We start from the raw sequence: 12,087 nt of genomic DNA on the forward strand, positions 1-12,087 counted from the left end.
GATGCCGACCACCGCACCCCAGACCACCGACGAGCTGTACGAGGCGCTCCGGGAGAACGACGCACGCCCCTACGGCCGCACCCGGACCGTCACCGCCGAGGAACTCGTCGACGCCGCCGAGCAGTTCCAGGTGACCCGGCCGCTGATCGACGCCCTGCTGGAACTCCATGAGGCGTACACCTACGGCGCCGAGCCCCGGAAGTCGCCCGTCGTCTTCGCCCGGGTGCTCACCCTCTTCGACGAGCAGCCCGACGTCTTCGACGAGCGGCTGCGGTACCAGCTCTTCTGGCGGTTCAAGTGGGTCGCCAACGCCCTGCGCGCGCTGCCCGAGATACCGCTGGCCAGCCTGCGCCAGTGGCTGACCGAGATGCGCGACCGCTACGAGAAGGCCGGGCTGGACCTCCAGCCGTACTACGGGCAGGCGTACCAGCTCGCCGCGCACACCGGGGAGGACACCGCCCTCGCCTACGAGCTGTGGGCGGGCCGGTCCCGCTCCCGGCTCAGCGACTGCGAGGCGTGCGAGACCTGCGAACGCGCCCTGTACCACCTGGCGGCGGGCGACGACGAGCGGGCGCTGCGCGCCTGGGAGCCCGTCCTGGCCGGCGAGGAGTCCTGCCGGGAGGAGCCGGCCCGGTCCGTCTCCTACGCGCTGCTGCCGCTGCTGCGGACCGGCCGCGCCGACGAGGCGCGCTCCCTGCACCTCGCCGGGTACCGTGCCTGCCGCCGCGACCCCTCGATGGCCGGGGAGGTCGGCCGGCACCTGGAGTTCTGCGCGCTGACCGGCAACGAGGCACGCGGCCTGGAACTGCTCGCGGAGAACCGGACCCTGTTCGACGAGGTGGACTCGCCGCGGGACGTGCTCGACTTCCTCACCGGGGTGGAGGTCCTGCTCCAGCGCGTCGAGGCCCTCGGCCACGGTGACCTGCCGGCTGCCGGGCCCGCGGGCCGCACCTGGACGGTGAGCGCGCTGCGCGCCGACGCACGCGACCGCGCCGACGACCTGGCCGCCCGCTTCGACGCCCGCAACGGGACCCCGGCCCACACCGAACGCCGCCGGGCCCGCCTGGACCGCGCCCCGCTGCTCGACGCCCTGGAGCTGACCCTGCGCCCGCGCGGCCTGGACGACATGGCCCCGGCGTCGGCCGCGGCTGCCCCGGCGACCGCTTCGGCCGCCCGTGCGGGCGCCGGTGACGCGGAGGAGTCGGTGGCCGAACTCGTCGTGCGGGCGCGGGCGTTGGAGGAGGAGGGGCATCCGGACTCGGAGGCGTGCTGGGAGCGGCTGCGCACCCTCGTCGCGGCTCGCGACTACGCGCACCCCGACGACCCGGCGGTGGGCCCGCGCGTGCGGCTGCACGCGGACCTGCTGTCCGACGAGGCGGGCCGGGCGAGCCTGCGGGACGCCCACGCGGAGTCGGTCGCCCTGTACGAGGAGGCCGCGGGCCTGTACGAGGACGCCGGCCTGCCGGGCCACGCGGCCCTCGCCCGCGCGAACGCCCTGCTGGCCGCCGCCCAGCTGCCGCCGTCGCCGGGCACCTCCGATGCCGGTACCGGTAGCGCTGCCGGTGCCGATACCGGTACCGGTGCTGATACCGCTGCCGGTGCGGCGGCCGGCACGTCCGACACCGCCGGGGCTCCGGCCCCCTCCCCCGCCCCCGACGCCGACGGGGCGCGGGCGGCGCAGGTCGCGGCGCTCACCGCCGCGCACGCCGCCCTGGTCGGGCTGCACGAGGAGGCGGCCGGGCTCGCCCCCTACCAGGAGGGGCGTCTGCTGCGGCTGCGGGCGACCGCGCTGGGCCTGCGCCTGCAGACCGCGCGCGACGAGGAGTACGCGGTGGCGGCCCGCGCCGAGATCGACCTGCTGCACGCCTTCGCCACCCGGCACGACCTCGCCGGCCAGATCGCCGGGGCACTGATCCTGCGGGCGACCACCCACGCCCTGACGGGCGAGCTCCCGGTCGCGCTCGCGGAGACCGACGGCCTCCTGGCCCGGCTGAAGGAGCACGGCCCGGCCTGGCACCTGCCCCGGACGCTCGCCCTGCGCGGCCGGCTGCACCTCGGCCTCGGGGACCCGCAGACCGCGTACGCGGAGCTGTCCGAGGGGCTGCGGCTGGCCGCCGAGTGGCCGGCCGAGTCGATGGACACCTCCCGGCTGCACGCCGACCTGGCGGAGACCTGCATGCACCTGGGCCGCCCGGAGGAGGCGCTGCGGCACCTGACCCGGGCTGCGGAGCAGGACCTGCGCCGGGGCGGCCGGTTCGACGCGTTCTGCACGTACAGCAACGCGGCGCAGCTCAGCCTGGACCTCGGCCGCGTCGAGGACGCCATCGCGCTGCTCGACTCCCTGCTCGTCGAGCCGGACGTGGTCGCCGGGGAACTGGACGACCGGCTCGTCGCCCAGCTGCGCCTGACCCGGGCCCGCGCGCTGCGGGCGGGGGACGACCTGAAGGCCGCCACGGCGGAGTTCGTCGCCCTCGCGGCCGAGTCGGCGGGCTGGGACGACGATCCGGGCAGCCACGCCATGATCGCCGCCGAGACCGCCGTACTCCTCGGTGAGGCGGGCGAGTTCGGGCAGGCCCGCAAGGTCGTGGACCAGGCGCTGGCCGCGCACGCCCGCGTGCCCCGCTACGAGCCCCTCAGCAACTGCCTGCGCGAACTCGCCCGTCTGAAGGCGCAGCAGGAGGGGCCGGACGGCCTGGCCGAGGCCCGCGTCTTCCTCGCCGACGCCGCCCGGGTCGCCGACGAGGCCCGCGCCGCCGGCTACCAGGCGCACGGCCGGTCCCTGGACACCGCCCTGGCCTACGAGCACGGGCGGGTCAACGCCTACGCCGGCGCCTACGAGGAGGCGCTGGCCTCGCTGGAGCGGACGCTCGGGCTGCTGGGGGACCCGGGTGAGGATCCCGGGCAGGCCGGGGAATGGGCGGAAACGGTGCGCCTCGCGGGTGCCGTGGAGGGCCTCTACCTGGAGCGCACCGCCCCCGCTCTGGCCCGGCTCGACGCGGCGGTCCCGCTGCTGACGGGCCTCGGCCACACGGAGGAGGCGGCGGCGCTGACCGAGCTGGCGGCGAGGCTGCGCGACGAGGCGTGAGGCGGTGCCCGGCGGGGGGACGGTGGGCGGCAGCCCGTCCCCCCGCCGGGCCTTCCGCGTGATGGGCAGGGCCGGGGCTGCCCAGATGGGGCCACGCGGAACGGACCGGTGCGAAGGGGACGTGACATGGGGGGATGCGGTTCCACGTCCGCCCTGTGACAGTGATCTCGTTTACCCGGCACGCCTGTACCGTTTGGTGACCTTGTGTCAGCAGCAATGGGCGTCTTGCGTCAGTTCCCTTGCGTGACACCGGTGTTAACGCTGCCGTCCACCTCTTGTGCAATCCGCGTAGACCGATCAATCTTTCGCCTGGCGACAGGCACACGTGATCACGGACGAAGCGTCCGTGTTTGGCATGTACCTGACTAGCGTCCGTTTACACATCCGGGCGGGCGCCCGCCATGTGCGTCCCCCGCGGACGCACCTCCCCCACACTCCCCACCCTCCGAGGAGGAACCCCCGATGGCAGCGAAGCGAAACGCCCGGTCCAGATCGATCGCCGGCATGGGATCCATCGCCGCGGTCGCCCTGGCCGGCGGCCTGCTCACCGCCCTGCCCGCGCACGCCGCCGAGCCCGCGACCGGCCCGATCGCCTACGCGGACGCCCCGAACGCGGTCGAGGACAGCTACATCGTCACGCTGAAGCCCGGCACCGACGCGGACTCCGCCCGCGGCAAGGGCGTCGCGAAGAAGCACGGCGCCCAGGTCGACCACACCTTCCGCGAGGCCCTCAACGGCTACACCGTCGAGGCGTCCGAGGCGGAGGCCGCCCGCCTCGCCGCCGACCCGTCGGTCGCCCTGGTCGAGCAGAACCGCACCTTCACCATCCAGGCGACGCAGACCAACCCGCCGTCCTGGGGCCTGGACCGCATCGACCAGACGGCGCTGCCGCTGAGCGGCTCCTACACCTACGACGACACGGCCGGCCAGGGCGTCACCGCGTACATCATCGACACCGGTGTGCGTATCTCCCACAGCGACTTCGGCGGACGCGCCCGCAACGGCTACGACGCCGTGGACGGCGACAACGTCGCCCAGGACGGCAACGGCCACGGCACCCACGTCGCCGGCACGGTGGCGGGCAGCGCCCACGGTGTCGCCAAGAAGGCCAATATCGTTGGCGTCCGCGTCCTCGACAACAACGGCTCCGGCACCACCGCCGGCGTGATCGCGGGCGTCGACTGGGTCGCCGACAACGCGGTCCTGCCGGCCGTCGCCAACATGTCGCTCGGCGGCGGCGCCAGCACCAGCCTCGACAACGCGGTCCGCAACGCCATCGCCGCCGGTGTCACCTTCGCCGTCGCCGCGGGCAACGAGTCGACCACGGCGACCGGTTCCCCGGCCCGCGTCTCCGAGGCGATCACCGTCGGCGCCACCACCAGCACCGACGCCCGCGCGAGCTACTCCAACTACGGCTCCAACCTGGACATCTTCGCGCCGGGCTCCTCCATCACCTCCGCCTGGCACACCGGCGACAGCGCCACCAACTCCATCTCCGGCACCTCGATGGCCACCCCGCACGTCGCGGGCGCGGCGGCGCTGTACCTGGCGGACAACCCCTCGGCCACCCCGGCCCAGGTGTCCTCCGCGCTGATCTCCGGCTCCGTCTCCGGCGCCGTCGGCAACCCGGGCAGCGGCTCCCCGAACCGCCTCCTGCACGTCGGCGGCAGCGGCGGCACCACCCCGCCCCCCGGCAAGACCTTCACCAACTCCACGGACTACCGGATCAACGACCGGTCCACCGTCGAGTCCCCGATCACCGTCACCGGCGTCTCGGGCAACGCCCCGTCGGCCCTCAAGGTGCCGGTGAACATCGTCCACACCTACATCGGTGACCTGACCGTCCAGCTCGTCGCCCCCGACGGCTCGGTCTACACCCTCAAGTCGGCCGGAACCGGCGGCTCCACGGACAACATCAACACCACGTACACCGTGAACGCCTCCTCGGAGACCGCCAACGGAACCTGGAAGCTCCGGGTCACCGACAGCTACTCCGGCGACACCGGCTACATCAACAGCTGGGGCCTGACCTTCTGACGCCCCGCACCACCGCCTCCGCCCCGGCAGGGATCACCCTGCCGGGGCGGAGGTCCGTCCGGCGGCGGTCAGCCGGAGCGCCGCACGGCCGCATTCCACGCGGTCGACACAGGTCACCTGGCCAGGACGCAGAAGGAGGGTGGTGGCCGCCGCGCGGCAGGGGGGCCAGCACCACCCCGGAACGGGCCGCCAGCCGGATGGGCCGCAGCGCCGGCCCTCCGTAGCGTTCCCGCCATGGAGACGACGAAGAGTGCGCGGTGGGGCCGGTCCGGACGGTGGCGTGCGGGGCTGGCCATGGCCGGGGCCGCCGCGATCGGGACCGCATCGCTTCTCGGGCCGGGCACCACGGCCGAGGCCATGGGCGCCGACCGGGACGCGCGGTCGCGGCTGCAGCGGGACGCGGACGCGGTACGGGACACGGGAGCCACCGGGCTGACGGTGCGCGCCCGTGACGCGGCCGGGCGCGAGACGCGGGCCCGGTCCGGCACCGCCGACCTGAAGGACGGGGGCCGGGTGCCCTTCGACGCCTACTACCGCATCGGCAGCGACACCAAGACCTTCACGGCCGTGACCGCGCTCCAGCTCGTCGGCGAGGGCACGCTGAGCCTGGACGACACCGTGGAGCGGTGGCTGCCCGGGGTGGTCACCGGCAACGGCAACGACGGCAGCCGCGTCACCCTGCGCAACCTGCTCCAGCACACCAGCGGCCTGGCCAACTACACGGACATCGCCTTCGAGGACCCGGCGGAGCTGACACCCGAGCGCTTCCACGCACAGCGGTTCCGCTCGCAGACCCCCGAGGAGCAGGTCGCCCTGGCGATGGAGCGCGCCCCCGGCTGGCTGCCGGACGCGGACGACCCGGGCGCCGAGACGCGGTGGGCGTACTCCAACACCAACTACGTGCTGCTCGGGATGGTCATCGAGAAGGCCACCGGCAACCCCTGGGCGCAGGAGGTGCACGACCGGATCATCGCGCCGCTGGGGCTGCGCCGCACGCTGATACCGGGCACCTCGCCGTACGTGCCGATGCCGACGGCCACGGGGTACACGCAGTTCCCCGGCCGGGACGACCTCACCGACACCACGCTGGCCGTGGGCGGCGGCGCGGACGGCGGCATCATCAGCACCACCCGCGACATGAACACCTTCCTGCGCGCCCTGATGGACGGCCGGCTGCTGCCACCGGAGCAGCTGAAGCAGATGCGCACCACCGTCCCGGCGCCCGGATACACCACCGACGGAAGGACCCGCTACGGACTCGGCCTCGCCTGGCGCCCGGCCGGCGGCTGCGAGGGCGGGATCTGGTACCACGGCGGCACGTCCTTCGGCACCGCCTCCGAGACCGCCGTCACATCCGACGGCCGGGTGTCGGCCGCCGCCGCTGTCTTCACCACGCGCTTCGGTGACGAGAAGCGCTTCCTCGAGCAGGCGGAGGCCGCGCTCCGCATGCTGGACCGCGCGGTGTGCGGCGACCGGAAGCGCGGCTGACTGCGACAGGGGTGGCGTAGTCGGGAACGGACCCCTGCCTCCCGGGTCACCGGCACTCGAACCACACCGTCTTGCCGTGACCGCCGGGCGGGACGCTCACCCCCCATCGGTCCGTCACCGCGTCGACGATCACCCTCCCGCGCCCACCCTCACCAAGCCCGTCCCCGGCGCCCCTCACCGGCAGCTCCGGACAGCAGCGGGCGACCTCCACCCGCACCCGGTCCGGGTGGTCCTGGATGAGGCAGTACTGGACCGCACCGGGAGGTGACGGCCGCTCGCTCCGGCTCCTGCCCTACGGGCGGCCTGGCGACTGGGAAGAATCGGGTACTGAGCACCGCTTCGCGGACCGTGTGCGAGAGCCCCTCAGTGGCCCGCGGGGGATGCCTGTCCACGGCGCGATGAGGGCGGCTGCCATGGAGATGGCAGCCAGGAGGAAGAAGAGCGGGCCGTAACCGCCCAGGGGTGTGGTGAGGGCGGCGCCTGCAAAGGGCGCGAGCGCTGCGGCGGTGGTGGCCGGTGCGGCGAGGAGCCCGGAGAGTCGGCCGTAGTGGGTGGCGCCCCAGCGGTCGGTGATGGCGGTCGCCTGCAGCAGTGTGAGGTTGCCGCGGACCATTCCGGCCACGACCGAGACGGCAATGAGCAGGGGATAAGGGCCGGGGACGACTGCGAAGGCGGCGGTGGTCAGGCTGCCGAGCGCGATCAGGACGGTGGTGCGGGCCGTTGCCGTGGTGCGGCGGGAAAGAGCTGAATAGAGGGTACGGCCGAGGGTCTGTCCGGCGCCCCCGAGGCCGAGGGCCCAGGCCGCCTGGCTGGTGGTGTACCCGCGTTCCAGGAGCAGGGGGACGAGGGCGACGACGACGGCGTACATCACGAAGGCCGACAAGGTGAAGGCAGTGGCGAGCAGCAGGAACGGCTTGCTGTGCCCGACCCCGGCAGCGCCTGCGCCCGGGGGCGGAGCCGCGACGGCCGTGGCTCGGGGCCAGGGTGCGCCCAGGGCCAGGGCGTGAGCGGGGATGGTGACGGCGGCGAGTATGCCGGCCAGTACGAGGTAGGTGTGGCGCCAGGACAGGTGGTCGGCGAGGGCCGCGGTCAAAGGTGCGAAGACGGTGGAGGCCAGTCCGCCGGCGAGGGTGACGATCGTCAGCGCGCGCACGTGATCGGGGGCCCACCAGCGGGTCAGAGCAGCGAACGCGGGCTGGTAGAAGGTGGCCGCCATCGCGATCCCGGCGAGCATCCAACCAGCGGTGAACACGGCGAGGTCGGGGGCTGCGGACACGATCAGCAGGCTGACGACGCCGAGTACGGAGCCGATGGTCATGACGGCGCGGGGGCCACGCTGGTCGAGCACGCGGCCGACGCGGATTCCGGCGAGTGCGGAGACGACGAGAGCGAGGGAGAACGCCGCGGTGGTCGCCGGAGCCGGCCAGCCGGTCGCGCCGGTGATCCGGGGGTTGAGGACGGGGAAGGCGTAGTAGACGCTGCCCCAGCTCACGATCTGCGTGACGCAGAGGGCGGGCAGGACGGCGCGGGGCCGCGACCGGTCCCCTGTTCCGGTCGCGGCACCACGCGCGGAAGCGCTCACGTCACTCACGAGCCGCAGCAGCCGCCCGCCGGAGCCTCCTCGGCAGCCGCCGCCCCGGCCGCGGCGGGAACGCCGAGCTGGACGAGTCGTGTCGCGGGTGCGCAGCACCCACCACCGTCGCTCTCGGCGGCGTCGGGGGCGTCGAACAGGCCGGCGCCGCCGCAGACTCCCGTCTCGGGCAGGGTCAGTTCCACGCGGTCGGCCGCGTCCAGGTCGCCGGCGATCGCCGCGGCCACGGAGCGGACCTGCTCGTAGCCGGTCATCGCCAGGAACGTCGGGGCGCGGCCGTAGGACTTCATCCCGACCAGGTAGACGCCCTGCTCGGGGTGGGAGAGCTCGCGGTGGCCGTGCGGGGGGACGGTGCCGCAGGAGTGCTGGTTGGGGTCGATCAGCGGAGCCAGGGCGACGGGTGCCTGGAGGCGCTCGTCGAGCCCCAGGCGCAGCTCGTCGAGGAAGGACAGGTCGGGGCGGAAGCCGGTCAGGACGATGACTTCGTCGACCGGGTCCAGGCGGCGGCCGTCCTCGCCGACCAGGATCAGGCGGCCGTCGGGGTCGCGTTCGATCGCCTCGGTGCGGAAGCCGGTGACCGCGTCCGCGTGGCCCTCGTCGACGGCGGCCTTCGCCGCCAGGCCCAGGGCGCCGCGCGCGGGGAGCTGGTCGGCTTCGCCGCCGCCGAAGGTGGAGCCGGAGATGCCGCGGCGCAGGATCCACACGCCCTTCGTTCCCGCGCCGTCGTCGGACTCGGCGAGGTCGGCCAGGTGGGCGAGGGCCGTGAAGGCGGAGGCGCCGGAGCCGATCACGGCGGTGCGCCTGCCCGCGTACCGGGCACGGACGGCGGGGGACGTCAGGTCCGGGACGCGGTAGGTGATCCGGTCCGCGGCGGCCTTCTCGCCGAGCGCGGGCAGTCCGCTGCCGCCGGCCGGGGAGGGGGTGGCCCAGGTGCCGGAGGCGTCGATGACGGCCCGGGCGAGGAGGCGCTCCTCGCGCCCGTCGGCGCGGGCGATGTGCACGACGAACGGCTGGGTCGCGCGGTCGGCGTCGACGATCCGGTCCCGGCCGGTGCGGGAGACGCCGGTGACGCGCGCGCCGGTGCGGACGCGCTCGCCGAGGACGTCGGCGAGGGGCTTCAGGTACCGGTCGGCCCAGTCGCCGCCGGAGGGGTAGGCGGCCGGGTCGGGGCGCACCCAGCCGGTGGGGGCCAGGAGCTTCTCGGCGGCGGGGTCGACGACTTCGCCCCACGTGGAGAACAGGCGCACATGGGACCACTCGCGCACCGCGGCGCCGGCGGTGGGCCCGGCTTCCAGGACGAGGGGCTCGATGCCCTGGTCGATGAGGTGGGCGGCGGCGGCCAGGCCGACGGGTCCGGCTCCGATCACGACGACGGGCGGCTCGGTGGTGGCGGTGGGCGCATTCACGACGACTCCTGGCGTGTTTCGACATCCGTCGATGGCTTGCGCGGCCCAGCATGGCACCGGTATTGATGAGCGTCAACATAGACACTCATCGAACTCAGGGGGATGCGCTGATGGAGCACATCGACGTCGCCGTGATCGGCGGCGGCCAGTCGGGCCTCGCGGTCGCCCATGCACTGGTACGGAGTGGGCTGCGGCCGGTGGTGCTGGAGGCGTCCGACCGGACGGCCGGGTCGTGGCCGCACTACTACGACAGCCTCACGCTGTTCTCGCCCGCCCGGTACAGCTCCCTGCCCGGGATGCCGTTCCCCGGCGCCGACCGCGACCGCTACCCGCACCGCGACGAGGTCGTCGCCTACCTCACCGCCTACGCCGGCCGCCTGGAGGCCGAGATCCGCACCGGCTGCCGCGTCGCGGCGGTTCGCCGCACCGGCGACGACTTCGCGGTGGAGCTCGAGGGCGGGGGCCCGCTGTCAGCGCGGGCCGTCGTGGCGGCGTCCGGGACGTTCGGCCACCCGCACCGGCCCGCGCTACCGGGCCTCGAGGAGTTCACCGGGCGGGTGCTGCACGCCGCCGACTACCGCAACCCGGCCCCCTTCTCCGGCCGTCGGGTGGTCGTGGTCGGGGCCGGGAACTCCGCGGTGCAGATCGCCGCCGAACTCGCCGAGACCGCCCACGTGACCCTCGCCACCCGCGGGCCCGTGAAATTCGCGGCCCAGCGCATCCTCGGCCGCGACCTGCACTTCTGGACGGCCCGGACCGGCCTGGACACCGTGCCCCTCGGCCGGATCCTCACGCGCCCGCCGGCGCAGCCGGTCCTCGACGACGGCCGCTACCGGGCGGCCCTGGCCGCAGGCCGGCCCGAGCGGCGGCCGCTGTTCACCGGCGCCGACGGAGCCGAGCTCGTCTGGCCGGACGGGCAGCGGGAGGAGGTCGACGCGATCGTGCTCGCCACCGGCTACCGTCCCGACCTGCCCTACCTCGCCGACCTCGACGGCGCCCTCGACGCCGGAGGCAATCCCCGGCACCGCGAGGGCCTCGCCACCGGCGTGCCGGGGCTCGCGTTCGCCGGACTGGAATGGCAGCGCAGCCTGTCGTCGAACTCGCTGCGCGGTGTCGGCCGGGACGCGGCGCGCGTCGCCCGGCACCTGGCCACCCGTCTGGACCGCCGGTGACGGACCCCCCACACTGGTTCGACATGTGTCAACATAGATGTATGTCGAATGCGAAGGTGCTGCCACTGCTCGAGCCCGCCGACGGTCAGGTGACGCCGTGCTGCCCGCCTCTGACCGAGCGCCCGATGACCGCCGAGGAGGCCGAGACGGCGGCGCGGATGTTCAAGGCGCTCGGTGACCCGGTCCGCCTGCGCCTCTTCTCGGCCGTGGCCTCCCACGAGGACGGGGAGGCATGCGTGTGCGACATCTCCGACGTCGGCGTCTCCCAGCCCACCGTCTCCCACCACCTGAAGAAGCTCAAGGAGGCCGGACTGCTCACCTCCGAGCGACGCGGCACCTGGGTCTACTACCGGGTCGAGCCGTCCGTACTGGCGGCGATGGGCAAGCTGCTGGCCCTGCCGGCCACGGCCTGACCGGAGGCGGTGGCGGGGGCGGAGCCTGGACGCGGGCACGGTGTGCGACGTGTGCATCACCATGGGGGCGCGGCGCCCCCAGCCCCGTCTTCCGGCAAACACCACCCGGACCGGAGTGGGCAGCAGGACAACGCGGAGGGGGATGCGGCTGACGGCCCGTCAGGCTCCCCGCATCTCCCACAGCAGCAGTTCCGCCGGCGCGTCCCCCGCGACCGCGGCGACCCCCTCGGTACCGGTGAGGCGCGCGGAGTCGCCCGGGCCCAGGCTGTCGGCGTCCAGGGTCACCTCGCCCCGCACCACGTGCGCGTAGACGTACGCCGCGTCCGGAACCGCCGTCCGCTCCCCCGCCGCCAGGCGGCGGACGTGGAGCATGGCGCCGGCCTCCGGGAGGGCGTAGGGGGTGGAGTCGGCTACGCCCCGGACGACCTCGTAGGAGGGCTCGCCGCCCGGTTCCAGCGGGGCCAGCCACATCTGCAGGAAGACCAGCGGCTCCGGGCCGGCGTTGCGCTCGACGTGGCGGACGCCGGACGCGGCGCTCAGGCGTTGGACGTCGCCGGGGCGGACCACCGTCTCCTCGCCCGTGGAGTCGCGGTGGGTCAGCTCGCCCTCGATCACCCAGGTGACGATCTCGGTGTGGCTGTGCGGGTGCTCGTCGAAGCCGGCGCCGGGGGCCAGGTGCTCCTCGTTGCAGGCGATCACCGCGCCGAAGCGGAGGTTGTCCGGGTCGTAGTGGGGGCCGAAGGAGAAGGCGTGCCGGGTGGTGATCCCGGCCGCCGGGTCGCCGCCCCGGTAGCGCTCGTCGGCGCGCCGTACGTGCATCACGCCGTCCACCGTAGTCCCGGGCCCCGAGCGCCCGCTCCGGACCCGGCGGGCCACCCCGTTGCCCGGATGAGGC

The 12,087-nt window shown here is 74.4% G+C and carries 8 protein-coding genes; 5 read left to right on the plus strand and 3 right to left on the minus strand.

Going from position 1 to position 12,087, the window contains the following annotated elements; translation table 11 throughout:
- The first annotated feature begins 1 nt into the window (after nucleotide 1).
- From AB0F01_RS02710 to AB0F01_RS02720, 3 genes are all read left to right on the plus strand, one after another.
- Nucleotides 2–3,085, plus strand: a complete 3,084-nt coding sequence (locus AB0F01_RS02710; protein WP_362089288.1) for a hypothetical protein — start codon at nucleotides 2–4, stop codon at nucleotides 3,083–3,085.
- Nucleotides 3,086–3,547: 462 nt separating this feature from the next.
- Entirely contained in the window at nucleotides 3,548–5,122 is a 1,575-nt protein-coding gene (locus tag AB0F01_RS02715) for a S8 family peptidase (protein WP_362089289.1), read from the plus strand.
- A 294-nt stretch (nucleotides 5,123–5,416) separates the two neighbouring features.
- Entirely contained in the window at nucleotides 5,417–6,610 is a 1,194-nt protein-coding gene (locus tag AB0F01_RS02720; RefSeq protein WP_362090204.1) for a serine hydrolase domain-containing protein, read from the plus strand.
- A 292-nt stretch (nucleotides 6,611–6,902) separates the two neighbouring features.
- Here AB0F01_RS02720 and AB0F01_RS02725 read toward each other — a convergent pair whose 3' ends face one another.
- Both AB0F01_RS02725 and AB0F01_RS02730 read right to left on the minus strand, forming a co-directional pair.
- Nucleotides 6,903–8,201 carry an MFS transporter gene (locus AB0F01_RS02725; protein ID WP_362089290.1) on the minus strand — a complete coding sequence of 433 codons (1,299 nt, stop codon included), beginning with the start codon at nucleotides 8,199–8,201 and terminating at the stop codon, nucleotides 6,903–6,905.
- The gene (locus AB0F01_RS02730) at nucleotides 8,198–9,607 is read right to left on the minus strand and encodes an NAD(P)-binding domain-containing protein (RefSeq protein ID WP_362089291.1); all 1,410 of its coding nucleotides are present in this window, start codon (nucleotides 9,605–9,607) and stop codon (nucleotides 8,198–8,200) included. Before AB0F01_RS02730 ends, AB0F01_RS02725 begins: the two co-directional genes overlap by 4 nt.
- A 110-nt stretch (nucleotides 9,608–9,717) precedes the next feature.
- On the opposite strand from AB0F01_RS02730, the gene AB0F01_RS02735 reads away from it, so the two are divergent.
- Together AB0F01_RS02735 and AB0F01_RS02740 are read left to right on the plus strand one after the other, a co-directional pair.
- Complete coding sequence (locus tag AB0F01_RS02735; RefSeq protein WP_362089292.1) at nucleotides 9,718–10,779, plus strand: NAD(P)-binding domain-containing protein; 1,062 nt, start codon at nucleotides 9,718–9,720, stop codon at nucleotides 10,777–10,779.
- Between the two features lie 41 nt (nucleotides 10,780–10,820).
- Nucleotides 10,821–11,192, plus strand: coding sequence for a metalloregulator ArsR/SmtB family transcription factor (locus AB0F01_RS02740; protein ID WP_362089293.1), 372 nt, complete (start codon nucleotides 10,821–10,823; stop codon nucleotides 11,190–11,192).
- Between the two features lie 159 nt (nucleotides 11,193–11,351).
- Here the strand turns inward: AB0F01_RS02740 and AB0F01_RS02745 are convergent, their stop codons facing one another.
- Entirely contained in the window at nucleotides 11,352–12,023 is a 672-nt protein-coding gene (locus AB0F01_RS02745) for a pirin family protein (RefSeq protein ID WP_362089294.1), read from the minus strand.
- Nucleotides 12,024–12,087: the final 64 nt, after the last annotated feature.

The organism is Streptomyces sp. NPDC029526 (genome assembly GCF_040637405.1).
Classification (GTDB): Bacteria; Actinomycetota; Actinomycetes; order Streptomycetales; family Streptomycetaceae; genus Streptomyces.